General features: G+C 67.6%; 8 protein-coding genes and 1 pseudogene. All 9 read left to right on the forward strand.

The features are described 5' to 3' along the window. Nucleotides 1-76 precede the first annotated feature (76 nt). Nucleotides 77-11,074 (forward strand): annotated as a pseudogene (locus ACJX2R_RS40865) (type I polyketide synthase); the annotation flags it as partial. 177 nt (nt 11,075-11,251) lie between these two features. Continuing rightward, nucleotides 11,252-16,798, forward strand: coding sequence for a type I polyketide synthase (locus ACJX2R_RS40870; RefSeq protein ID WP_413104179.1), 5,547 nt, complete (start codon nt 11,252-11,254; stop codon nt 16,796-16,798). 409 nt (nt 16,799-17,207) lie between these two features. Next, nucleotides 17,208-18,233, forward strand: coding sequence for a MupA/Atu3671 family FMN-dependent luciferase-like monooxygenase (locus ACJX2R_RS40875; RefSeq protein WP_413104180.1), 1,026 nt, complete (start codon nt 17,208-17,210; stop codon nt 18,231-18,233). A 132-nt stretch (nt 18,234-18,365) separates the two neighbouring features. Further along, nucleotides 18,366-20,021 (forward strand): FAD-binding dehydrogenase, encoded by a 1,656-nt coding sequence (locus ACJX2R_RS40880; RefSeq protein ID WP_413104181.1) that lies wholly within the window; start codon nt 18,366-18,368, stop codon nt 20,019-20,021. 113 nt (nt 20,022-20,134) lie between these two features. Then, nucleotides 20,135-20,977: an SAM-dependent methyltransferase gene (locus ACJX2R_RS40885; protein WP_413104182.1), complete on the forward strand. Its 843-nt coding sequence runs from the start codon at nt 20,135-20,137 to the stop codon at nt 20,975-20,977. A gap of 277 nt (nt 20,978-21,254) precedes the next feature. Next, nucleotides 21,255-22,091, forward strand: coding sequence for a LuxR C-terminal-related transcriptional regulator (locus ACJX2R_RS40890; RefSeq protein ID WP_413104183.1), 837 nt, complete (start codon nt 21,255-21,257; stop codon nt 22,089-22,091). A 116-nt stretch (nt 22,092-22,207) separates the two neighbouring features. Further along, a complete protein-coding gene (locus ACJX2R_RS40895) occupies nt 22,208-22,435 on the forward strand; it encodes an MbtH family protein (protein ID WP_262706016.1) in 228 nt (75 codons plus the stop codon). A gap of 88 nt (nt 22,436-22,523) precedes the next feature. Further along, nucleotides 22,524-24,401 (forward strand): SgcJ/EcaC family oxidoreductase, encoded by a 1,878-nt coding sequence (locus tag ACJX2R_RS40900; protein ID WP_413104184.1) that lies wholly within the window; start codon nt 22,524-22,526, stop codon nt 24,399-24,401. 17 nt (nt 24,402-24,418) lie between these two features. After that, nucleotides 24,419-25,924: a phytoene desaturase family protein gene (locus tag ACJX2R_RS40905; RefSeq protein ID WP_413104185.1), complete on the forward strand. Its 1,506-nt coding sequence runs from the start codon at nt 24,419-24,421 to the stop codon at nt 25,922-25,924. The last annotated feature ends 124 nt before the right edge of the window (nt 25,925-26,048 follow it).

Below are 26,048 nucleotides of genomic sequence, written 5' to 3' on the forward strand. Positions count from 1 at the left end.
CTTGGCCCACATCTTCTAGGAAGGCAATTCCTCGATGGCGGACGCGGCGCAGCTACGTACGTACCTCAAGCGAGCCACCGTTGACCTGCGTGAGGCTCGGGGGCGCCTGCGCGAGGTCGAGGAGCGCGCGCGGGAGCCGATTGCGATTGTGGGGGTAGGTTGCCGGTATCCGGGTGGTGTGGCCTCGCCCGAGGGGTTGTGGGAGTTGGTGGCGGGTGGGGTGGATGCGGTCTCGGACTTTCCGGTGGATCGTGGTTGGGATTTGGAGGGGTTGTATGACCCGGATCCGGGGCGTGCGGGGACGTCGTATGTGCGGTCGGGTGGGTTTTTGCATGATGCGGCGGATTTTGATGCGGAGTTTTTTGGGATGTCGCCGCGTGAGGCGTTGGCGGTGGATCCGCAGCAGCGGTTGTTGTTGGAGGCGTCGTGGGAGGCGATGGAGCGGGCCGGGATTGATCCGGCTGGGCTGCGTGGGTCTGATACGGGTGTGTTTATGGGGGTGATGTATAACGACTATGCGTCGCGGTTGTCGGTGTTTCCGGCGGATCTTGAGGGTTATTTGGGGTCGGGGAGTGCGGGGAGTGTGGCGTCGGGGCGGGTGGCGTATGTGTTTGGGCTTGAGGGTCCTGCGGTGACGGTGGATACGGCGTGTTCGTCGTCGTTGGTGGCGTTGCATCAGGCCAGTGTGGCGTTGCGTGGTGGTGAGTGTTCGATGGCGTTGGCCGGTGGTGTGGCGGTGATGTCGACGCCGGGGACGTTTGTGGAGTTCTCCCGGCAGCGTGGTCTGGCGGTGGACGGCCGGTGCAAGGCGTATGGCGAGGCGGCGGATGGCACCGGTTGGGGTGAGGGTGTGGGTGTGTTGTTGTTGGAGCGGTTGTCGGATGCTCGGGCGCGTGGGCATCGGGTGTTGGCGGTGGTGCGTGGCTCGGCGGTCAACCAGGACGGTAAGAGCAGCCAACTCACGGCGCCGAATGGTCCGTCGCAGGAGCGGGTGATTCGGCAGGCACTGGCCAATGCGCGGTTGGCGGCGGCGGATGTGGATGCGGTCGAGGGTCATGGGACGGGGACGACGCTTGGTGATCCGATCGAGGCGCAGGCGCTGTTGGCCACGTATGGACGGGAGCGTGGTGAGGGTGGTCGGCCGTTGTGGTTGGGGTCGTTGAAGTCGAACATCGGCCATGCGCAGGCTGCTGCTGGTGTGGGTGGTGTGATCAAGATGGTCATGGCCCTGAACCGGGAGATGCTGCCGCGCACGTTGCATGTGGATCAGCCGTCATCGCATGTGGATTGGGATGCGGGCGCGGTGGAGCTGCTGACCGAGGCTGTCGCCTGGCCGCGAGGGGAGCGGGTCCGGCGGGCTGGAGTGTCCTCTTTTGGGGTTTCGGGGACTAACGCTCACGTTCTCCTTGAGGAAGCGCCGGTGGATGAGGCCTCGAGTGTGGAGGTGGTTTCCGCTGGTGGTGGTGTGACGCCGTGGGTGGTGTCGGGGCGTAGTGCGGGGGCGTTGGCGGCTCAGGCGGGTCGGTTGCTGGAGTACGTGCGTGCTGCCCAGGCTGATGGTGGTGGCGGCGTGGATGTGGCAGGCGTGGGGCGTGCTCTGGTGAGTTCGCGTGCGGTGTTTGAGCACCGTGCTGTCGTTCTTGGCTCGGATGTGGAGGAGGTGACCGCTGGACTCGCAGGGCTGGTGGAGGGCAAGTCCGCTGGTGGTGGTGTGGTGGTGGGCCGTGTGCGGTCGGGTGGGCGTGTGGCGGTGTTGTTTTCCGGTCAGGGGAGTCAGCGGGCGGGGATGGGGCGGGAGTTGTATGAGGCCTTTCCGGTGTTCGCATCAGCTTTCGATGAGGTGTGTGCGGGGTTTGATGGGTTGCTGGAGCGGCCGTTGAAGGGGGTGGTCTTTGCCGATGAGGCTGCTGCTCTTGAGGGTGGTGGGTTGTTGGATCGGACGGTGTTTACGCAGGCGGGGTTGTTTGCGTTGGAGGTGGCGCTGTTTCGGTTGATGGAGTCCTTTGGGGTGCGGGCGGATTTCTTGGCGGGGCATTCGATTGGTGAGGTGGTGGCGGCGTATGTGGCGGGGGTGTGGTCGTTGGAGGATGCCTGCACGCTGGTCGCCGCTCGTGGGCAGTTGATGCAGGATCTGCCTGGTGGTGGGGCGATGGTCTCGGTCCAGGCTGGTGTGGAGGAGATGGGGCAGACTCTGGGGGACTTGCGGGCCGAGTCCGGCGGGCTTGTGGGTGTGGTGGAGGTTGCGGCGGTTAATGGGCCGGATCAGGTGGTGGTCTCCGGTGAGGAGGCTGCGGTGGCCCGGGTGGCTGAGCATTGGCGTGGTGTGGGTCGGAAGGTGAAGGGTTTGCGGGTGGGGCATGGGTTCCACTCGGCGTTGATGGAGCCGATGCTGGACTCCTTCCGGCAGGTGTTGGAAGGACTGTCCTTCGCTGCCCCTCGGCTGACGGTGATCTCCAATGTGACGGGTAGGCCCGCAGCGGCGGAGGAGATGTGTTCGCCGGAGTACTGGGTGCATCATGTCCGGCACGCGGTGTTGTTCGGCCCCGGTGTGGAGTGGCTGGCCGGGGACGGTCAGGTGACACGGTTCGTGGAACTGGGACCCGACGGGGTCCTGAGCGCCATGGCCCACAACTGCCTGGCCCACCACATCGATGCCGACAGCGAGGACGGCCCTGGCACTGAGCCGGAGGTCATCGCCTCCCTGCGTCGGGACCAGCCGGAGGTACAGGCGCTGTTGACCTGTCTGGCACGGCAGTTCGTCACTGGTGCGTCTATCGACTGGTCACTCGCGCTGGGCACGGTCACCAATACCTCGGTGCCTCGCTTGGACCTGCCCACCTACGCCTTCCAACGGCAACGGTACTGGCTCGATGCTCCGATCCAAGCAGTTGACGCCACCGGCATCGGGCAGGGGCATGTTGACCATTCGCTGCTCAGTGCGATGTTGAAATCCGCGGCACACAATTCGGTCTATCTCACGGGCCGGCTGTCGCTGGAGACGCACCCGTGGCTGGCTGATCACCGGGTGCTGGAATCGGTGTTGGTCCCGGGAACTGCGCTGGTCGAGTTGGTGATCCGTGCGGGCGATCAGGCCGGTTGCGGTCGGGTGGAGGAGCTGACGCTGGAGGCGCCGTTGGTCATGCCTGAGCGGGGTGGGGTCCAGGTTCAGGTGATGGTCGAGGAGCCGGATGCGGCTGGTGTGCGGCCGGTTGCGGTCTACTCACATCTTGAGGATGCGGCGAGCGCGGACGATGCGGTGTGGAACTGCCATGCGCGTGGGTTGTTGGCCGCGGAGGAGCCGTCGTCTGCTGGTGGTGGTGGGGTGTTGGAGCAGTGGCCGCCGGTGGGTGCTGAGGTGGTGATGTCGGATCCGGAGGGGTTTTATGCCGGGTTCGTTGAGCGTGGGTTTGGTTACGGTCCGGCGTTTCGGGGGTTGGAGGAGGTGTGGCGGCGTGGTGAGGAGGTGTTCGCCCAGGTTCGTCTTCCGCAGGAGTGTGTGGGTGAGGTGGAGCGGTTCGGGGTGCATCCGGCGCTGCTGGACGCCGTTTTGCATGCGGTGGCGTTGATCGCTTCGGACGAGGACGACCAAGCCGTGCGTGTTCCGTTTGCGTGGTCGGGGGTGCGGTTGCATGCCTCGGGTGCGTCGGTGGTGCGGGTGCGGTTGACCCGGGTGGGGTCGGATGCTGTGTCGTTGGAGGTGGCGGATGCGGCGGGACAGCCGGTGGTGTCCATCGAGTCTCTGGCTTTGCGGCCGATCTCGGCTGAGCAGTTGCAGGCGGCTCAGACCACTCGTTATGACTCGCTGTTCGAGCTGGACTGGCAGCCCGTGGCCACGTCGGCTTCGGCTGCTGCTGGGGGTTCGTGGGCGGTCGTGGGGCCGGATGCCGGGTTGGGTGAGGCGGTGGTCCGCGCGGACGGGTCGTATGCCCAGTACGAGGACGTGTCCGCGTTGATCAGCGCGCTCGATGAGGGCGAGGCGGTGCCGGAGACGGTGGTGCTGTCCTGCCCGGCGAGCGGTGGTGATAGCGATGTGGCTGCTGGGGTCGGGGAGTCGCTTTCCGTTGCGCTGTCTGCGGTCCAGCGGTGGTTGGGTGAGGAGCGTTTGTTCGGGTCTCGTCTGGTGGTGGCCACTTGTGGTGCGGTTGCCACGGAGGTGGGGGAGGATGTGGCCGATCTGGTGCAGGCTCCGGTGTGGGGCCTGTTGCGGTCGGTGCAGACCGAGAATCCCGGCCGGTTCCTCCTGCTGGACCACGACCCTGAGCATGGCGACGAGATCAGCGCCGTTGCGGCGGACGCGGTGGTGCGGGCCATCACCGCTGGTGAGGAGCCGCAGTTGGTCGTCCGGGGCGAGACCGTCCTGGTTCCGCGCTTGTCTCGCGTAGCCAAGCCCGCGACGGTCCCCGAGGCGTCTGCGCCGTTGGTCTCGAGTGGGACGGTGCTGGTGACGGGGGCGTCGGGTGTGCTGGCGGGTCTGCTCGCTCGGCATCTGGTGGTCGAGCGCGGGGTGGAGCATTTGCTGCTGGCCAGCCGTAGGGGGCCGGAGGCGCCGGGGATGGCGGAGCTGGTGGCTGAGCTGGAGGCGGCTGGGGCGTCGGTCACCGTGGCCGCGTGTGATGTGGCTGACCGCGATGCGGTGCGTGAGTTGCTGGCTGGTGTTCCGGCGGAGGTGCCGCTCAGGGGTGTGGTGCATACCGCGGGGGTCGTTGATGACGGTGTCGTGGAGGGGCTGAGTGATGAGCGTGTCCGGCGGGTGTTGGCGCCGAAGGTGGATGCGGCTTGGTATCTGCATGAGTTGACCCGGGACATGGGCCTGGAGGCGTTCGTGCTGTACTCCTCTGCCGCGGCCACCCTGGGGGCCGGTGGGCAGGGGAGTTACGCGGCGGCCAACGCCTTCCTCGACGCTCTGGCCCAGCATCGCCACGCCCACGGCCTGCCCGCACTCTCCCTGGGTTGGGGGCTGTGGGCGCAGGCCAGCGGAATCACCCAGAACCTCAGCGAGACCGACCTCGCTCGCATGGCTCGCGGCGGCACCACCGGACTCACCACCGAGGAGGGTCTCGCCCTTTTCGATGTCGCTCAGGGTGTGGGGCGTGGTGTGGTGTTGCCGGTGCGTGTGGATGTGCGGGCGTTTCATGGGCGTGGTGGTGTGTCGGTTCCGGCGTTGTTGCGGAATGTGGTGCGGGGCGGGGTGCGTCGGGTTGCGGTGGGGCGGGATGGGTCTGGTGGGTGGCGGGATAGGTTGGCGGGTGTGGCGTCGCAGGAGCGTGAGCGGTTGTTGCTGGAGCTGGTTCGTTCGCATGTGGCGACGGTGCTGGGGCATGCGGACCCCGCTGGAATCGACGCCGATCGCGCGCTGAAGGATTTGGGCTTCGACTCCCTCACTGCGATCGAACTGCGCAATCAGCTTGGGGCGGCCACCGAGCTTCGACTCCCGACCACGCTGATCTTTGACTATCCGACGCCTTCGGCCATCGCCAGGTATCTGGACGGTCGGCTGGGTGCGGGTGTGCGGTCGGATGCCGCTGTTGTGGTGCCGGCTGTGGTGGGTGTGGATGCGGAGCCGATTGCGATTGTGGGGGTGGGGTGTCGGTATCCGGGTGGTGTGGGTTCACCGGAGGGGTTGTGGGAGTTGGTGGCGGGTGGGACGGACGCTATTTCCGGTTTCCCGGTGGATCGTGGTTGGGATTTGGAGGGGTTGTATGACCCGGATCCGGGGCGTGCGGGGACGTCGTATGTGCGGTCGGGTGGGTTTTTGCATGATGCGGCGGATTTTGATGCGGAGTTTTTTGGGATGTCGCCGCGTGAGGCGTTGGCGGTGGATCCGCAGCAGCGGTTGTTGTTGGAGGCGTCGTGGGAGGCGATGGAGCGGGCCGGGATTGATCCGGCTGGGCTGCGTGGGTCTGATACGGGTGTGTTTATGGGGGTGATGTATAACGACTATGCGTCGCGGTTGTCGGTGCTTCCGGCGGATCTTGAGGGTTATTTGGGGTCGGGGAGTGCGGGGAGTGTGGCGTCGGGGCGGGTGGCGTATGTGTTTGGGCTTGAGGGTCCTGCGGTGACGGTGGATACGGCGTGTTCGTCGTCGTTGGTGGCGTTGCATCAGGCCAGCGTGGCGTTGCGTGGTGGTGAGTGTTCGATGGCGTTGGCCGGTGGTGTGGCGGTGATGTCGACTCCGGGGACGTTTGTGGAGTTCTCCCGGCAGCGTGGCCTGTCGGTGGACGGCCGGTGCAAGGCGTATGGCGAGGCGGCGGACGGCACCGGCTGGGGTGAGGGTGTGGGTGTGCTGTTGCTGGAGCGGTTGTCGGATGCTCGGGCGCGTGGGCATCGGGTGTTGGCGGTGGTGCGTGGTTCTGCGGTGAATCAGGATGGTGCGTCGAATGGGTTGACGGCGCCGAATGGTCCCTCGCAGGAGCGGGTGATCCGGCAGGCACTGGCCAACGCCCGGCTGTCGGCGGCGGATGTGGACGCTGTCGAGGGGCATGGGACCGGGACGAAGCTCGGTGACCCGATCGAGGCTCAGGCGCTGCTGGCCACGTATGGGCAGGACCGGGAGGACGGTCGGCCGTTGTGGCTGGGGTCGCTCAAGTCCAACATCGGGCATACGCAGGCTGCTGCTGGTGTGGGTGGTGTGATCAAGATGGTCATGGCCTTGGAGCAGGAGGTGCTGCCGCGCACGTTGCATGTGGATCAGCCGTCTTCGCACGTGGACTGGGATGCGGGTGCGGTTGAGTTGCTGGCTGAGGCTGTGGCTTGGCCGCGAGGGGAGCGGGTCCGGCGGGCTGGGGTCTCTTCCTTCGGTGTGTCGGGGACCAATGCCCACGTCATCGTGGAGGAAGCACCGGCGGTCCAGGCGCTGGTGGAGCACACCCCGGCTGGTGAGCTGCCCGATGGTGAGGGCGTAGCGCCTGGGGTGGTGCCGTGGGTGGTGTCGGGGCGTAGTGCGGGGGCGTTGGCGGCTCAGGCGGGTCGGTTGCTGGAGTATGTGCGTGCTACCCAGGCTGATGGTGGTGTGGATGTGGTGGGTGTGGGGCGGGCTTTGGTGGGTTCGCGTGCGGTGTTTGAGCATCGGGCTGTTGTTCTGGGTTCGGATGTGGAGGAGTTGGCTGCTGGGCTTGCGGCAGTGGCGCGGGGTGGGGTTGTTGGTGGTGGTGTGGTGGGTCGTGTGCGGTCGGGGGTGGGTCGGCCGGTGTTTGTGTTTCCTGGTCAGGGTGCGCAGTGGGTGGGGATGGGTGCGCGTTTGCTGGATGAGTCGGTGGTGTTCGCTGAGGGGATTGCTGAGTGTGAGCGGGTGTTGTCGCGGTGGGTGGATTGGTCCGTTCAGGCGGTGTTGCGGCAGGAGGTGGGGGCGCCGTCGTTGGATCGGGTGGATGTGGTGCAGCCGGTGTCGTTTGCGGTGATGGTGGCTTTGGCGGGGGTGTGGCGGTCGTTTGGTGTGGAGCCGGCGGCGGTGGTGGGGCATTCGCAGGGTGAGGTGGCGGCTGCGTATGTGGCGGGTCTGCTGTCGCTGGAGGATGCGTGCAAGGTGGTGGCGTTGCGGTCGCGGTTGATCGGTGAGCGCCTGGCGGGTCTGGGCGGGATGCTGTCGGTGGCTGTGTCCGAGCAGGAGGCTGTGGAGCGGATTGGGACTGGTGTCTGGGCTGGGGTGGAGGTGGCTGCGGTCAATGGTCCTGGTTCGGTGGTGGTGGCTGGGTCTGGGCAGGCGGTGGAGCGGGTGCGGGGTGTGTGTGAGGAGCAGGGGGTGCGGGCGCGGCGGATCCCGGTGGACTACGCCTCCCACACCGCACAGGTCGACCAGATCCGCACCGAGCTGGCCCAAGCTCTGGACGGCCTGGCCCCGGCCGCTCCCCAAGGGCGTGGGGTGCCGTTGTTGTCGACGGTGACTGGGCAGTGGGTTTCGCCCGGGGAGATGGATGGGGGGTATTGGTTCCGGAATCTGCGGCAGCGGGTGCGTTTTGCCGAGGCGGTGGATGTCCTCGTCGCCGATGGCTATGGGGTCTTTGTTGAGGTGAGTGCGCATCCGGTGTTGACGGTGGGTGTGGAGGAGGCGGTGGAGGCCGCTGGTGGTCAGGCGGTGGTGACGGGGACGTTGCGCCGGGACCAGGACACACTCGGGCAGGTTCTGACCTCCCTCGCCCAGTTGCATGTCCACGGGGTGGCCGTTGACTGGGCACCCGCTTTGGGTGGGGTGGATGGGTCGGGTGGTGGGGCGTTGGTGTCGTTGCCGACGTATGCGTTCCAGCGGGAGCGTTACTGGCTCGATGCTCCGGCCGTGGCGGCCGATGCCACCGGCCTGGGCCTGGAGACCCTTGAACACTCCCTTCTGGGAGCTGCGGTCCCCCTCGCCGAAGGTGGGCGGCTCTTCACCGGACGCATCTCGCTGGAGACACACCCATGGCTCGCCGACCACCGTGTCTTGGGCTCGGCGCTGGTGCCACCAGCCGCGCTGGTCGAGTTGGTCATACGTGTGGGCGATCAGGTCGGTTGCGTTCGGGTGGAGGAGCTGACGCTGGAAGCACCGTTGGTTCTGCCCGAACAGGGCGGTGCCCAGGTTCAGGTGGTGGTCGAGGAGCCGGATGCGGCTGGTCTGCGGCCGGTTGCGGTTTACTCGCACTTCGAGGATGCGACGGGCTCCGATGACGTGGTGTGGAGCTCTCATGCGAGCGGGTTGCTGGTGGCTGGGGAGCCTGCTGCTGGTGATGGGGTGGTGATGGAGCAGTGGCCTCCGGTGGGTGCTGAGGTGGTGATGTCCGATCCGGAGGGGTTCTATGCCGGGCTCGCTGAGCGTGGGTTTGGCTATGGTCCGGCGTTTCGGGGGTTGGAGGCGGTCTGGCGGCGTGGCGAGGAGGTGTTCGCTCAAGTCCGTCTTCCGCAGGAGCGGGTTGGTGAGGTGGAGCGGTTCGGAATGCATCCCGCACTGCTGGACGCGATCCTGCATGCCGTGGCCTTCGCGGACTTCGAGCAGCAGCTGGATGTGGAGTCAGAGTCGGGTTCGGTGCGTGTTCCCTTCGCGTGGTCGGGGGTGCGGTTGCATGCCTCGGGTGCGTCGGTGGTGCGGGTGCGACTGGCCCGGGTGGGGTCGGACGCTGTGTCGTTGGAGGTGGCGGATGCGGCGGGACAGCCGGTGGTGTCCATCGAGTCTCTGGCTCTGCGGCCGATCTCGGCTGAGCAGTTGCAGGCGGCTCAGACCACTCGTTATGACTCGCTGTTCGAGCTGGACTGGCAGCCTGTGGCCACGTCGGCTTCGGCTGCTGCTGCTGGGGGTTCGTGGGCGGTCGTGGGGTCGGATGCCGGGGTGGGCGAGGCGGTGGTCCGCGCGGGCGGATCGTACGCCCGCTATGCGGATGTGCCCGCGCTGATCAGCGCGCTCGATGAGGGCGAGTCGGTACCCGAGACCGTGGTCCTGTCCTGCCCGACGAGCACTGGCGACGGCCTGGCCACTCGGGTGCGGGAGTCGCTTTCCGCTGTGCTGTCTGAGGTGCAGTCGTGGCTGGGTGAGGAGCGGTTGGCTGCTTCGCGTCTGGTGGTGGTCACTTGTGGTGCGGTTGCCACGGAGGTGGGGGAGGATGTGGTCGATCTGGTGCAGGCTCCGGTGTGGGGTCTGTTGCGGTCGGTGCAGACCGAGAACCCCGGCCGATTCCTCCTGCTGGACCACGACCCCGAGCATGGCAACGAGATCAGCCCGGCCGCAGCGGACGCGGTGGTGCGGGTCCTCGTCGCTGGTGAGGAGCCGCAGCTGGCGGTGCGGGGTGGCACGGTCCTGGTCCCTCGCTTGTCCCGCGTGGCCAAGCCCGCAGCGGCCTCCGAGGCTTCTGAGCGGCTGGTTTCCGGTGGGACGGTGTTGGTGACGGGTGCGTCGGGTGTGCTGGCGGGTGTGGTGGCTCGGCATCTGGTGGCTGAGCATGGGGTGGAGCATCTGTTGCTGGCCAGCCGTAGGGGGCCGGATGCGCCGGGTATGGCGGAGTTGGTGGCCGAGTTGGAGGGGACTGGGGCGTCGGTCACGGTCGCCGCGTGTGATGTGGCCGACCGGGAAGCCGTGCGTGAGCTGCTGGCTGGTGTTCCGGTGGAGGTGCCGCTCAGGGGTGTGGTGCACACCGCGGCCGTGGTGGATGACGGTGTGGTCGAAGGGCTGACCGATGAGCGTGTTCAGCGGGTGTTGGCGCCGAAGGTGGATGCGGCCTGGTATCTGCATGAGCTGACCCGGGACATGGGTCTGGAGGCGTTCGTGCTGTATTCCTCTGCCGCCTCCGCCCTGGGTGCCGGCGGGCAGGGGAGTTACGCGGCGGCCAACGCCTTCCTCGACGCCCTGGCCCAGCACCGCCACGCCCACGGCCTGCCCGCACTCTCCCTCGCGTTGGGCCACATCGCACAGGAGAGGTTGGCCGACCTACTTGACGCTGCCTTGGCAATGGAGCGGCCCCATGTGTTGTCGACGAAGGTGGACCTGAAGGCGACCAGGAAGCGCGCCGACGCGGTTCCAGCATTGATGAGGGGACTGATTCGAGCACAGTATCGCAAGGTCGCGGCCGGTCAGCAGAGTGCGGCGGCGTGGAAGGGGCAGATGGCTCTGGCCGCGCCGGAGCAACGCGAGCAGCTCTTGTTGGATCTGGTCCTTACCCACGCCGCGTCCGTCCTGGGGCACAGCGGTCACACCGGAATAGACCCTGACCGAGCATTGAAGGAGCTGGGCTTCGACTCGCTTACCGCGGTCGAGCTCCGCAACCAGCTCAGCACAGCCACGGGGATGCGTCTGCCGGCGACGCTGGTCTTCGACCATCCGACACCGCTTGCGGTCGCGCACTACCTGGATTCTCAGATTCGTGGCGTTGGCCAGAGCGAAACGAAAATGTCCGCACGTACTGTGCTGGCTGAATTCGACAAGCTGGAAGTCACTCTCTCTCGGCTGCCCTATCGAGAGGACGAGAGGGCTCAGATCTCAGCACGCCTCAAGGGGCTCATTCTGGCATTGGGGGATTCACGGCTGGACGATGGCGCGCAGGCACGGAGTGACGACTTGGAATCAGCCGATATGGACCAAGTTCTCAAGCTGCTCAATGACGAACTTGGAACTTTCTAAGTGAATCAGTGACTCTCCAGTGAAAGGGCAGGGCCCATGGAAGACTCCACGGTACTTGAACACCTCAAGCGCGCCACAACCGGCTTGCGTGAGGCTCGCGCTCGTTTGCGTGAGGTTGAGGAGCGGGCACGCGAGCCGATAGCCATTGTCGGCATGTCTTGCCGGTATCCAGGTGAGGTGAGTTCACCGGATGACCTGTGGCGACTCGTGGCGGACGGCGTGGATGCCATCTCCGCGTTCCCCGCCGATCGTGACTGGTCGGCCGGGGTCCTGGACGACAAGGACTCGGATCAGGAGTCGGCTCCAGCCGAGCTGCGCGGTGGTTTCTTGCATGATGCGGCCGATTTCGACGCTGAGTTCTTTGGGATTTCTCCGCGTGAGGCACTGGTCATGGATCCGCAGCAGCGGCTGCTGCTGGAAGCGTCCTGGGAGGCCATGGAGAGCGCGGGAATCAATCCGGCCGATGTGCGTGGCACCGAGACCGGCGTGTTCGTCGGAACTCAAGGGCAGGATTACCTGTCACGGTTCCAGCAGCATCCAGAGGGCAGCGACGGCTATGTGCTGACAGGTAACACGGCCAGTGTGATGTCCGGGCGTGTGGCGTATGTGTTCGGCCTTGAGGGTCCTGCGGTGACGGTGGATACGGCGTGTTCGTCGTCGCTGGTGGCGTTGCATCAGGCCAGCGTGGCGCTGCGCAATGGTGAGTGTTCGATGGCGTTGGCCGGCGGTGTGGCGGTGATGTCGACGCCGGGGACGTTTGTGGAGTTCTCCCGGCAGCGTGGTCTGGCGGCCGATGGCCGCTGCAAGGCGTTCGCGGACGCGGCGGATGGGACCGGGTTCAGCGAGGGCGTGGGTGTGTTGTTGTTGGAGCGGTTGTCGGATGCTCGGGCGCGTGGGCATCGGGTGTTGGCGGTGGTGCGTGGTTCTGCGGTGAATCAGGATGGTGCGTCGAATGGGTTGACGGCGCCGAATGGTCCGTCGCAGGAGCGGGTGATCCGGCAGGCCCTCGCTGGTGCCCGGTTGTCGGCGGCGGATGTGGATGCTGTCGAGGGTCATGGGACGGGGACGACGCTTGGTGATCCGATCGAGGCGCAGGCGCTGTTGGCCACGTATGGACGGGAGCGTGGTGAGGGTGGTCGGCCGTTGTGGTTGGGGTCGTTGAAGTCGAACATCGGCCATGCGCAGGCTGCTGCTGGTGTGGGTGGTGTGATCAAGATGGTCATGGCCCTGAACCGGGAGATGCTGCCGCGCACGTTGCACGTGGATCAGCCGTCATCGCATGTGGATTGGGATGCGGGCGCGGTGGAGCTGCTGACCGAGGCTGTCGCCTGGCCGCGAGGGGAGCGGGTCCGGCGGGCTGGAGTGTCCTCTTTTGGGGTTTCGGGGACTAACGCTCACGTTCTCCTTGAGGAAGCGCCGGTGGATGAGGCCTCGAGTGTGGAGGTGGTTTCCGCTGGTGGTGGTGTGACGCCGTGGGTGGTGTCGGGGCGTAGTGCGGGGGCGTTGGCGGCTCAGGCGGGTCGGTTGCTGGAGTACGTGCGTGCTGCCCAGGCTGATGGTGGTGGCGGCGTGGATGTGGCAGGCGTGGGGCGTGCTCTGGTGAGTTCGCGTGCGGTGTTTGAGCACCGTGCTGTCGTTCTTGGCTCGGATGTGGAGGAGGTGACCGCTGGACTCGCAGGGCTGGTGGAGGGCAAGTCCGCTGGTGGTGGTGTGGTGGTGGGCCGTGTGCGGTCGGGTGGGCGTGTGGCGGTGTTGTTTTCCGGTCAGGGGAGTCAGCGGGCGGGGATGGGGCGGGAGTTGTATGAGGCCTTTCCGGTGTTCGCATCAGCTTTCGATGAGGTGTGTGCGGGGTTTGATGGGTTGTTGGAGCGGCCGTTGAGGGAGGTGGTCTTTGCCGAGGCTGCTGCTCTTGAGGGTGGTGGGTTGTTGGATCGGACGGTGTTTACGCAGGCGGGGTTGTTTGCGTTGGAGGTGGCGCTGTTTCGGTTGATGGGGTCTTTTGGGGTGCGGGCGGATTTCTTGGTGGGGCATTCGATCGGTGAGGTGGTGGCGGCGTATGTGGCGGGGGTGTGGTCGTTGGAGGATGCCTGCACGCTGGTCGCCGCTCGTGGGCAGTTGATGCAGGATCTGCCGTCCGGTGGGGCGATGGCCTCGGTCCAGGCTTCGGCACAGGAGATGGGGCAGGCTCTGGAGGGCTTGCGGGCCGAGTCTGGGTTCAGCGGTGTGGTGGAGGTTGCGGCGGTTAATGGGCCGGATCAGGTGGTGGTCTCCGGTGAGGAGGCTGCGGTGGCCCGGGTGGCTGAGCATTGGCGTGGTGTGGGTCGGAAGGTGAAGGGTCTGCGGGTGGGGCATGGGTTCCACTCGGCGTTGATGGAGCCGATGCTGGACTCCTTCCGGCAGGTGTTGGAAGGACTGTCCTTTGCTGCCCCTCGGCTGACGGTGATCTCCAATGTGACGGGTAGGCCCGCAGCGGCGGAGGAGATGTGTTCGCCGGAGTACTGGGTGCGTCATGTCCGGCAGGCGGTGCTGTTCGGCCCCGGTGTGGAGTGGCTGGCCGGGGACGGTCAGGTGACACGGTTCGTGGAACTGGGACCCGATGGCGTTCTGAGCGCCATGGCCCACAACTGCCTCGCCCACCACACCGATGCCGACAGCGAGGACGGCCCTGGCACTGAGCCGGAGGTCATCGCCTCCCTGCGCCGGGACCAGCCCGAGGTCGAGGCCGTGCTGGCCTGTCTGGCGAGGCAGTTCACCACAGGCGCGTCCATCGACTGGACTCCCGTACTCGGCGGTAGCGACAGCAGTGCCCCGGGGGCCTACCTGGGCCTGCCCACCTACGCCTTCCAACGGCAGCGCTACTGGCTCGACGCCCCGCACCACACTGCCGACGCTACCGACCTCGGCCTGGAAACCGTCGAACACCCACTGTTGGGAGCGGCCGTTCCCCTCGCTGAGGGAGGGCGGGTGTTCGCGGGCCGTGTGTCCCTGCGTACGCATCCGTGGCTCGTCGACCACCAGGTGCTCAAGACCGTATTGGTGCCCGGGACCGTCCTCGTCGAGATGGTGGTTCGTGCGGCGGATCGGGTCGGTTGCGGTCGGGTGGATGAGCTGGCGCTGGAGGCACCGCTGATCCTGACGGAGGAAGGTGGCGTCCAGCTTCAGGTAGTGGTGGAGGAGCCGGATGAGTCGGGTGTCCGGCCGGTCGCGGTGTACTCACGCCCGGAGGATCAAGAGTTTGCCGGTGATGCGGTGTGGGTTCGCCATGCCACGGGTTCGTTGGTGGCGGGGGAGTCGGTTGGTGGTGGGGTGGTGTTGGAGCAGTGGCCGCCGGTGGGTGCGGAGTTGGTGGTGGCTGATCTGGATGCGTTCTATGAGCGGTTTTCCGAGCGTGGGTTTGATTATGGTCCGGCGTTTCGGGGGTTGGAGGCGGTGTGGCGGCGTGGTGAGGAGGTGTTTGCTGAGGTTCGTCTTCCGGGGGAGCGGGTTGGTGAGGTGGAGCGGTTTGGGGTGCATCCGGCGTTGCTGGATGCGGCTGTGCATGCGGTGGCGTTGATTGCTTCGGATGAGGAGGAGGGTGAGGAGGCTGCGCGTATTCCGTTTGCGTGGTCGGGGGTGCGGTTGCATGCCTCGGGCGCGTCGGTGGTGCGGGTGCGGCTGACCCGGGCGGGGGCGGACGCTGTAGCGCTGGAGGTGGCGGATGCTGCGGGTCAGCCGGTGGTGTCCATCGAGTCCCTGGCTTTGCGGCCGATCTCGGCTGAGCAGTTGCAGGCGGCTCAGACCAGTCGTTACGACTCGCTCTTCCAGCTGGACTGGCAGCCGGTGGCCACGTCGGCTTCCGTTGTTGGGGGCCCTTGGGCGGTCGTGGGCTCGGATGCCGGGTTGGGTGAGGCGGTGGTCCGCGCGGACGGGTCGTATGCCCAGTACGAGGACGTGTCCGCGTTGATCGGCGCGCTCGATGAGGGCGAGGCGGTGCCGGAGACGGTGGTGCTGTCCTGCCCGGCGAGCGGTGGTGATGGCGATGTGGCTGCTGGGGTCGGGGAGTCGCTTTCCGTTGCGCTGTCTGCGGTCCAGCGGTGGTTGGGTGAGGAGCGTTTGTTCGGGTCTCGTCTGGTGGTGGCCACTTGTGGTGCGGTTGCCACGGAGGTGGGGGAGGATGTGGTCGATCTGGTGCAGGCTCCGGTGTGGGGTCTGTTGCGGTCGGTGCAGACCGAGAACCCCGGCCGGTTCCTCCTGCTGGACCATGACCCTGAGCACGGTGACGAGATCAGTTCCGTCGCAGCCGACGCGGTGGTGCGGGCCATCGCCGCTGGTGAGGAGTCCCAGCTGGCGGTGCGGGGCGGTACTGTCCTTGTCCCGCGCTTGTCTCGGGTGGCCAAGTCCGCAGCGGCCTCCGAGGTGTCTGGGCGGTTGGTCTCGGGTGGGACGGTGTTGGTGACGGGGGCGTCGGGTGTGCTGGCGGGTGTGGTGGCTCGGCATCTGGTGGCTGAGCGCGGGGTGGAGCATTTGCTGCTGGCCAGCCGTAGGGGGTCGGACGCTCCGGGGGCGGCGGAGTTGGTGGCCGAGTTGGAAGCGGCCGGGGCGTCGGTCACCGTGGCCGCGTGTGATGTGGCCGACTGGGAAGCGGTACGTGAGCTGCTGGCTGGTATTCCGGCGGATGCGCCGCTCAGGGGTGTGGTGCACACCGCAGCTGTGGTGGATGACGGTGTGGTCGAAGGGCTGAGTGATGAGCGTGTCCGGCGGGTGTTGGCGCCGAAGGTGGATGCGGCCTGGTATCTGCATGAGCTGACCCGGGACATGGGCCTGGAGGCGTTCGTGCTGTACTCCTCCGTCGCGGCCACCCTCGGTGCCGGTGGGCAGGGGAGCTATGCGGCGGCCAACGCCTTCCTCGACGCCCTGGCCCAGCACCGCCACGCCCATGGTCTGCCTGCACTCTCCCTCGCCTGGGGCCTGTGGGCACAGGCCAGCGGAATCACCCAGAACCTGAGCCAGACCGATATCGCCCGTATGGCCCGCGGCGGCACCACCGGACTCACCACCGAAGAAGGTCTCGCCCTCTTCGACACCGCCCAAAGTGTGGGACGTCCGCATGTGATGCCGGTGCGCATGGACCTGGCGTCCCACCAAGCGCATCCGGAGGTGCCGGTCCCGGCAATGCTGCGGAACCTGATACGTACGCCTCTCCGCAAGGCCGCGACCGGGCAGAGCGGTGCGAAGCAATGGCGGGACCGGCTTCTGGGAGCGAGCCCGGAGGAGCGTGAGCGGCTTCTGCTGGACCTCGTCCGCATCTCGACCGCGACCGTCCTGGGGCACAGGGACTCCGGAGACATCGACCTCGAAGGCGAATTTCTCGAAATGGGGTTGGATTCCCTGACGGCCGTCGAGCTGCGGAACCAGCTCGGCAGCGCCACGGGGCTGCGGCTGTCCACGACGATGGTCTTTGACCATCCAACCCCGGCCGATCTCGCGGTTCATCTCACAGACGAACTGAATACTCTTGCGGGCACGTCTCCTGGCTCTCCCAACCCGCCCAGTTCTCCCAACTCTTCCAGTTCTCCCAGCACTCCCGGCGCCACAGAGTCCAACACCGCCGGCACCCACGCCGTACTGGCGGAGATCGAAAAGCTCCGGGAAACGCTTTCCCTCGCGTCACTGGTCAATGAGGACCGGTCCCTGGCGCTTGGCCGACTTGAGGACGTGCTCAACCAATTCGCAAAGCAGGACTAGGACCAGAGCCAAGACCAGAGCCATGACCAGGACCAAGACCAGGACCAAAACCCTGCCCTGGCGTCTCGCGGTGAAGGAGCCGAGATGAGTCCAAGCGAAGGCATCGACGTACTCAGTTGACCTGCACGGGGCCCCGTGGCCACGAGTGGCCATCTTGACCATAAGTGGCCACCGGCTCGAATTCGCAGGTCATCCGCTGTGATCAACGAAGCAGGAAGGTTATCTTTGGGCTGCGGAAAAACAGAAGTCCATTGCCTGTCGACAGCGTGCTGAAAGCGCGCCGACAGCAAGCCGACAGCGAATTATCCGGTGTCCGGCGAACCCTTGTCCGAGCCGCCTGCTCATGGTTAGAGTCGGCAGCGCGGACGCCCGAGTCACATACGACGGATTCAACGGGGAAGTGGTGTCGATGGAATTCAGCGTCTTGTACTTTGCGAACCGCGAGGTCACGGATGCGTCCGCGGAATACGACCTGCTGCTGGATACGGCGCGGTTTGCCGATGAGCACGACTTCAGCGCGCTCTGGATGCCTGAGCGGCATTTTCATCGATTCGGCGGCGCGTATCCGAATCCGGCGCTGACGGCCGCCGCCCTCGCCACCGTGACGCGCAACATACGGCTGCGCGCGGGAAGCGTGGTCGTTCCCCTCCACGATCCGCTGGAAGTCGTGGAGAACTGGTCCTTGGTGGACAACCTCTCCCGCGGCCGCGTCGATCTGGCCTTCGGTACGGGCTGGGCGCCCAACGATTTCGTCCTGGCGCCGGACCGTTATCAGGAGCGCCGGAAGCTGACGATGGATGGGATCGACGAGATCCGCGGTCTGTGGCGCGGGGAGCCGGTGAAACGGGTCAATGGGGAGGGCGACAGCGTCGAGGTCCTCAGCTACCCCCGCCCGATGCAGCCGGAGCCCGGCCTCTGGATGACGTGTTCCAGCAGCCAGGCCACGTTCGAGGAGGCCGGTGCGCGCGGCCTGAACATCCTCACCGCTCTGCTCTTCCAGAAGGTGGAGGAAGTGGCGGCGAACATCGAGGTGTATCGGGCGGCCCGCGCCAAGAGCGGTCTCGATCCGGCGGGCGGCACGGTCACCCTGATGATGCACACTTTCGCCGGTGAGAGCGACAAGCAGGTACGTGACATCGTGAAGGAGCCCTTCAAGGCGTATCTCAAGTCCTCCTTCGACCTCTGGCGCAATCAGTGGAGCGATCTGAAGGGCGTGGACCACGAGCAGGTGGTCAACTTCGCCTTTGAACGCTACTTCCGCACCGCATCGCTGTTCGGCTCCGTCGACAAGTGCGTCCGTTCCGTGGAGAAGCTGGCGCAGGCCGGCGTGAACGAAGTCGCCTGCCTCGTGGACTTCGGTGTGACCGGCGATGAGATTCGCGCGGCCCTGCCCTATCTCGACCAGGTCAGGAGCCGTGTCCAGGCGGGGACGTGAGCCAACCGGAATCCCCATCCGGAGCCAACCGAAACTCCATCCGCCCGCCATGCCACTGCCCGTCCACCCCACCGCTGCCCACCGCCGCCCACCGCCGCCCAGCGGCGCCGCCGATCCGAGGTGAAGGAAGACATGTCATACGACGCCAACGTCATCGTGGTCGGTGCGGGGCTGGCCGGTCTGGTCGCCGCGGCCGAACTGGCCGACGCGGGCCGCAAGGTCATCGTGCTCGACCAGGAGGGCGAGAACTCGCTGGGGGGTCAGGCGTTCTGGTCCTTCGGCGGCCTCTTCCTCGTGGACTCTCCGGAGCAGCGCCGCATGGGCATCCGCGACAGCCGCGAGCTGGCGCTTCAGGACTGGCTCGGAAGCGCCGAGTTCGACCGGCCGGAGGACCACTGGCCACGTCGCTGGGCGGAGGCGTACGTGGACTTCGCCGCCGGGGAGCAGCGGTCCTGGCTCAGGGAACAGGGAGTGCGTTTCTTCCCGCTCGTCAGCTGGACCGAACGAGGTGGCTACGCGGCGTCCGGGCACGGCAATTCGGTGCCGCGGTTCCACATCACCTGGGGCACCGGGCCGGGTCTGCTGGAGCCCTTCGTCCGCAGGGTCCTGGCCGCCCGGGCCCGGGGCCTGATCGAGTTGCGGTACCGCCACCGGGTCACCGGGCTTTCGCGCACCGCCGGGTCCGTGGACACGGTGTCCGGTGATCTGCTGGTGCCCGACGAGGTGCGGCGGGGGGCAGCCAGCTCACGTGAGGTGGTGGGCGCCTTCGAGCTCCGTGCCCAGGCGGTCATCGTCACCTCCGGTGGCATCGGCGGCAACGACGATCTCGTCCGCAGGAACTGGCCGGAGCGGCTGGGCAACCCCCCTCGGCGGATGATCGCCGGCGTTCCCGCCTATGTCGACGGGCACATGCTCGAGGTGACGGAGAAGGCCGGGGGGCGGGTCATCAACGGCGACCGGATGTGGCACTACAACGAGGGGGTCCAGAACTGGGATCCCATCTGGCCCCGCCACGGTATCCGCATCCTGCCGGGCCCCTCGTCCCTCTGGCTGGATGCCACGGGGAAGCGGCTGCCGGTGCCGCTCTTCCCCGGGTACGACACCTTGGGCACGCTCAAGCACATCATGAGCACGGGCTATGACTACTCGTGGTTCGTACTGACCCAGAAGATCATCGAGAAGGAGTTCGCCCTCTCGGGGTCGGAGCAGAACCCCGACCTCACGGGGAAGAGCATCCGGGGCGTGCTCGGCAGGCTGCGCCCCGGCCCACCCGGCCCCGTGGAGGCGTTCCGGCAGCACGGTGTGGACTTCGTGGTGGAGCGGGATCTGGCCTCGCTGGTGCGCGGGATGAACGCGCTGACCGACGAGGAGCTGATCGACGAGGCCGAGCTCCGCCGCGAGATCGTCGCCCGTGATCGCGAGACGGTCAACAAGTTCTCCAAGGACCTTCAGATCAACGCGATCCGGGCAGCGGGAAACTACCTCGGCGACAAGCTGGGGAAGGTGGCCCCGCTGCACAGGTTGCTGGATCCCAAGGCCGGTCCGTTGATCGCGGTGCGGCTGAACATCATCACCCGTAAATCACTCGGTGGGCTGGAGACCGACCTGTCCAGCCGGGTGCTGACCGGCACCGGCGAGCCCGTTCCGGGTGTCTACGCGGCGGGTGAGGTGGCCGGATTCGGCGGTGGCGGAGTGCACGGCTACCGCTCGCTGGAGGGGACGTTCCTCGGCGGATGTCTGCTGTCCGGCCGTGCGGCGGGCCGTGCCGCGGCACACGCCGTGGGCTGAACGCAGAAGCGCGGCGCCAGGAAGAGCGCACAGGGCAACACAGGGCGCCGGGCAAACGGCGTGACCAGCACACCACTTGGCACACCACTTGACGCATCGGAGAGGCAGTTCGGATGTCAACGGCGGCACAGAGCAATATCGCTCAAGTAGGGGATCGCTACGACGAGTTCAGCGCGCTGCACGCCGTGCTGAGCGACAGCGACCTGCCCGTGGGAAGCAATCTGCACCTCGGGTACTGGAACGACGAGCACGACGAGGCCGACCTGGCCACCGCCACCGAGCAGCTGACCCGGCAGATGCTCAAGCGGCTGGCTCCCCGGCCCGGACAGCGGATCCTCGATGTGGGCTGCGGAGTGGGCCAGCCCGCGATGAGCCTGGCCCGCGCCTGTGATGTCGAGGTGCACGGCATCTCGGTCAGCCGCCGCCAGGTGGAGCAGGCCACCGCGCGCGCGAACGAGGCCGGACTGGCGGACCGGGTGCGCTTCGAGTACGCCAACGCCATGCAACTGCCGTACCCCGACGCCTCGTTCGACGCGGCATGGCTCTTCGAGTCGCTCATCCACATGCCGGAGAAGGAGCGCGCGCTGAAAGAGGTGGCGCGGGTGCTCAAGCCGGGATCCCGGCTGGCCGTCGCCGATATGTTCCACCGCCCCGGGCATGACTGGCCGCTCGAGGGAAGTGAGATCGTCACGGCGGTCGACCTCGACGACTACCAGGAGCTGTTCGACCGGGCGGGTCTCCGGCTGCTGGAGATCGACGATGTGTCGGATCACACGATCGTGCCGTTGCCCATTCAGACCAAGCTCAAGGATCTGCTCGCGCCACATCGTGAGGCACTGGTCCGGGCGGTTGGCGAGGGGCTCGTCAATCAGCTGATCGGGCCCGAGGAGGGCGTGGAAGCGCGGCCCGGCGGAGGGCTTCCCGGTTATGTGCTGATCGCCGGAGAACGTCCATAGAGCCGAGCGGTCCACTCGCGGTCCGCGGCCGGTATCGCCCGCTCATCCCGGTTGTCATTCGTTGCGGCGCCAGGAGTCCGACGTGATAATCGAATTGACTTGGTGATCTTCTGGGGGTTGGATGCTCAAGGAACGGGGACTTGAATGGCGTGCGGTTGCCGTGTATCGGCTTTCGCTTGTTCAACCTTCACTCGATGTCGGTGAGATCGCGCGCCGACTGGACCTTTCCGAAGCCGAAGTCCGCGCGGTCCACGCGGAGCTGGCCGAACACCCGCTGGTGGCCGGGAGAGCCACCCTGACCTGCGAGGACTCCGCTCTACGAGACGGCCTCCGGGAGGGCCTCCGCGAGGGTCTCCACGAGGAGCTGGGATCCGGGGACGACCTCACGGCGCGCCGGTGGCAGATAGCGAAGGCCCGATCCATGGTCTCCTCGGTGACCCGGAATTACGAGGCCGGTGAGGAATACGTAGGCGCCGTCCGCCGGTTCGACGGGGCCGATGCCGTGCATACGCGGCTGCGCGAGTTGTGCGGACGGGCCACCAAGGAGTGCCGCATCTTCTCCTCTTCCTATGTCCAGCTTCCGAATTCCGTGGAGCAGGGAGACCAATGGGAGCGGGTGGTGGCGGAGCGCGGAATTTCCATCCGGGCCGTTCATCAGGACAGCTTCCGCGGTGATTCCACGGAGCTCGGGGCCGCCCGGTGGCTCGCCTCGCTCGGCGGGCGGATCCGTACCGTACCCGTCCTCCCCACCCCCATGGCACTGGTGGACGAGCACATCGCCCTGGTGCCACTGGATCCCGAGGACGCCACCCGCGGCGCGCTCGAGCTGAACGGGCACGAGGCGGTGGCGGCACTGCGAACGATCTTCGAACACTTCTGGGTCACGGCCACTCCCTGGGACGAGCCCGCGCAGCGGGACCGGGAGGGACTTTCGCCCCGGGAGCGCGATCTGCTGCGCCTCCTCGCCAGTGGATTCACCGACGAGTCGATGTGCCGCAAGCTGGGCATCTCGCTGCGCACCGTGCGTCGCGCGGTGGCCGATCTCATGGCACGCCTGGGCGCCCACAGCCGCTTCGAGGCGGGTGTGCAGGCGGTCCGCTGCGGCTGGCTGTGAGGGTGGCGGCCAAGGCACGCGCCGACGCACGTTCCAGACGCACATTCCATCGGCCCGGTCCGAAGACAAGCAATCGAGCGGCTCATGAAGCCCGCCCTGTCCCGAGGAGTCAGACGATGACCAATCCGTTCGACAACCCCGACGGCACCTTCCTGGTTCTGGTCAATGACGAGGGTCAGCACTCGCTGTGGCCGGCCTTCGCGGAGGTCCCGGCCGGCTGGGAGGTCGTGGTCCAGGAGACGGATCGCAAGACCTGCCTGGACTACATCGAGACCAACTGGACCGATATGCGGCCCAAGAGCCTGATCGAGGCGATGAACCGGGCGGAGCAGAGCCGGAGTTGACCCACCGGGCCCCGGTCCGGACAACACGAGCGGCGCGGAGAAAGAGCAGCAGCAGCCCGGTACCAACCATGAAAAGGGAAGTGATGGTGTGAATGGTTCGCGCAGGCTCGGCAGCGCACTCGTACTCGGTGGCGGCGTGGCCGGACTGCTCGCCGCAGCCGCCCTCATCGAGTACGTGGACACCATCACCGTCGTGGAACGGGACCGGCTGCCCGACGGGCCCGAGGTGCGCAAGGGCGTGCCTCAGGGCCGTCACCTCCACGGTCTCCAGTCCAGCGGTGTCCAGGCCATCGACACCCTGCTCCCGGGCACGCTGGAGAGCCTCTTCGCGGCCGGTGCCCACCGGATATCCATGCCGACGCATGCGCTGTTCTACGGCCCGCACGGCTGGATGCGCCAGTATCCGGGTGAACACTTCACGGTCGGAGTCACCAGACCTCTGGCCGAACACATCGTGCGCCGTGCCCTGCTGGGCCATGCGCACGTCCGGATCCTGGAAGGCGCCGAGGCCACCGGGCTGATCGGCGACGCGCGGCGGGTGTCCGGGGCCCAGATCCGCCACCGCGGCACCGGGGAGCGCGAGAGCATCGACGCGGACCTGGTCATCGACGCCACCGGCCGCGGTTCCAAGGCACCGCAGTGGCTCGGCGAACTGGGCCTGCCCGAGGTGCCCGCCACGGTGGTCGACGCGGGGCTGGCCTACGCGAGCCGTGTCATCCGCCCCCCGGACGAGGCCACCGGGCGCAGGTTCCCCCTGATCGCCTTGCAGGGCGACCCGCGGAGCGGTGGCCCGGCCCGGGTCGGGGGCATGATGCTCGTCGAGGACGGGACGTGGATGGTGACCCTGGCGGGCACCAGGGGCGCCCACCCTCCCCTGGACGAGGAAGGCTTCCTCCGCTACGCCCGCACCCTGCGCCACCCGCTCATGAGCGAACTCATCTCCCAGGGCACGCCCATGAGCCGGATCTCCGGCTTCCAGAACACCGCCAATCACCGTCGCCACTACGACAGGCTGCGGACCCGCCCCACCGGTTTCCTGGTGTTCGGCGACGCGGCCACCACCTTCAACCCGCTGTACGGCCAGGGCGTGACCGCGGCGGCGCTGAGCGCGGTCACCCTGCGCGAAGAGCTCGCGCGGGGCCCGCTCGACGAGGAGGGCTACGGCCGGACCCAGGAAGCGGTGATCCGCGCCACCGACATCGCGTGGGCGATGGCGTCCAACGAGGACCTGCGCTACCCGGGGGCGAAGGGGCCCGCGCCGTCCGCGCGGCGAAAGGTGTTGCAGCGCTGCTCGGACCGGCTGCGCATCACCGCCGCCTGTGATCCGGTCGCCTCCCAGGCGCTGTTCAAGGCGCTCACCCTCACCACCCCGCCCCGGGAGGTGTTCAACGCCCGTACGCTCAGGGCGCTGCTGCGAGGCCCTCGCCATCCCGCGCGGTACGACCTTCCCCCCGAGCACACCGGACTCCCCGCACCCACGACGGATGAGACGGGCACGGACGAGACGCATCCGGACGAGACGCACACGGACGAGACGTACGAGGGAAGGACCCCGATGGTGGAGAGCGAGACCGAGAAGAAGGCCGTGGTCGCCGTGTTGGAGCGGCTGGGCGCGGCCTGGTCGGAGCTGGACGCGCGGGCGCTGGGCGATGTGTTCACCGCCGACGCGACCATGATCGCGTTCGGATATCTGCGCAAGGGCCGGGACGAGATCGCGACCCGTATGGGGGAGGCGTTCCAGGGCCCGTACAAGGGCAGTCGGATAGTCGGTGACGTCCTGGAGGTGCGGCTGCTGGGCGACAGCGCCGCGGTGGCCGTGGTCCGCGGGGCCGTGCTGACGGCCGGGGAGACGGAGGTGACCGCGGAGAACGCCATCCGCTCCACCTGGGCGCTGGTCAAGCAGGACGGTGAGTGGCGCGTCGCCGCGTACCACAACAGCCCCGCCAAGGAGGACATGCCCGTGTGAGCTGCCAGACTGGGCCCATGAGGCCCCGTACGGGAAGCGGCGAAGCCATCGTGGTGGGGGCCGGTCCGAACGGGCTGGCCGCCGCCGTCACCCTGGCCCTCAGCGGCTTCCGGGTCACCGTGCTCGAAGCGGCGGACACCATCGGCGGCGGCACCCGCAGCGGTGAACTCGGCGTGCCCGGTGTGGTGTTCGACCACTGCTCCTCGGCGCATGTGGTGGGCGCCGGCTCGCCGTTCCTGCGCTCGCTGGACCTGAAGCCGTACGGGCTGGAGTGGCTGTGGCCCGAGGTGGACCTCGCGCATCCGCTGGACTCCGGTGGCGCGGGCGCGCTGTACCGGTCGGTCGGGAGGACGGCGGACGGGCTCGGCGCGGACGGCCACGCCTGGCGGCGGTTGTTCGGGCCCCTGGCGGCGGACGCGGAGGTGCTCGCCGACGCGGTCATGCGCCCCCTGGCACGGGTGCCCCGCCATCCGCTCCGGCTCGCCCGCTTCGGCTTCCATGCTCTTCAGCCCGCGACGCTGGTGGCCAGGCGGTTCCGTACCAGTGAGGCGCGCGGTGTTTTCGGCGGGGTGGCGGCACACCTGTTCGGCCCGTTGACCCAGCCGGTCGGGGCCGCCATCGGGCTCATGATCGTCGCGATGGGGCACCGGTTCGGCTGGCCGGCGGCCAAGGGCGGCTCACGCGCCATCACCGACGCGCTGGCCGCGCTGCTCATCGAGGCGGGCGGGCGCATCGAGACCGGTGTGCGGGTCCGCTCCCTCGAGGAGCTGCCCCCGGCCGACGCCGTCATGCTCGACCTGGTCCCGGCCGCCGCGGCGGAGGTGATCGGCGACCGGCTGCCGGATCGGGTCCGGCGGGCCTACGCCCGTTTCCGCCATGGCCCCGGGGCGTTCAAGCTGGACCTCGCCGTCGAGGGCGGGATCCCGTGGCGCGCCGAGCACTGTCGCCGGGCGGGCACCGTGCACCTGGGCGGGAGCTTCGAGGAGATCGCCCATGTTGAGCGCGAGGTGCACCGGGGCCGGATGCCGCAGCGGCCCTTCATGCTGGTCTCGCAGCAGTACCTGGCCGACCCCGGCCGCTCGTCCTGTGGCGTCCACCCCGTCTCCGCCTACGCGCATGTGCCGCACGGCTACGCGGGAGACGCCACCTCGGCCATGTTGCGGCAGTTCGAGCGCTTCGCACCCGGAACACGGGAGCGCATCGTCTCCCTGACGGCCATGTCGACCGCGGAACTGGAGCGGTACAACGCCAATTACGTCGGGGGAGACATCATCTCCGGTGCCAACACCCCGCTCCAGCTGGTGACGCGTCCCCGGATGGTCCCCGATCCGTACCGCACGGGCGTGCCGGGGGTCTTCCTCTGCTCCGCGGCCACCCCACCGGGCGCCGGTGCCCACGGCATGAGCGGCCACAACGCCGCCCGCTCCGCGCTGCGCGCGCTGGGGTGCCCGACCCCAGGGGAGCAGGCGCCCTCCGCACGGCCCTGGCGGCGGCTCGGCTACGGGGAGTCCGGCGGATCTTGACGCCTGGGGCGGGCCGCTCCCCTACCCGCCCCTTCCCGGCACCTGACGATATGCGGCTCCGCCGCGTGAATCGATATGCGGCTCCGCCGAGTGGTCCGACCGGGGCTTCATCCGCGAGGTGCGT

Origin of the sequence: Streptomyces sp. Inha503 (genome assembly GCF_047215865.1) — a bacterium.
GTDB lineage: Bacteria > Actinomycetota > Actinomycetes > Streptomycetales > Streptomycetaceae > Streptomyces > Streptomyces lycopersici.

Coding starts and splice junctions, on each gene's coding strand:
- ACJX2R_RS40875 (WP_413104180.1), top strand. CDS start 17,208: ATGGAATTCAGCGTCTTGTACTTTGCGAACCGCGAGGTCACGGATGCG.
- ACJX2R_RS40880 (WP_413104181.1), top strand. CDS start 18,366: ATGTCATACGACGCCAACGTCATCGTGGTCGGTGCGGGGCTGGCCGGT.
- ACJX2R_RS40885 (WP_413104182.1), top strand. CDS start 20,135: ATGTCAACGGCGGCACAGAGCAATATCGCTCAAGTAGGGGATCGCTAC.
- ACJX2R_RS40895 (WP_262706016.1), top strand. CDS start 22,208: ATGACCAATCCGTTCGACAACCCCGACGGCACCTTCCTGGTTCTGGTC.
- ACJX2R_RS40905 (WP_413104185.1), top strand. CDS start 24,419: ATGAGGCCCCGTACGGGAAGCGGCGAAGCCATCGTGGTGGGGGCCGGT.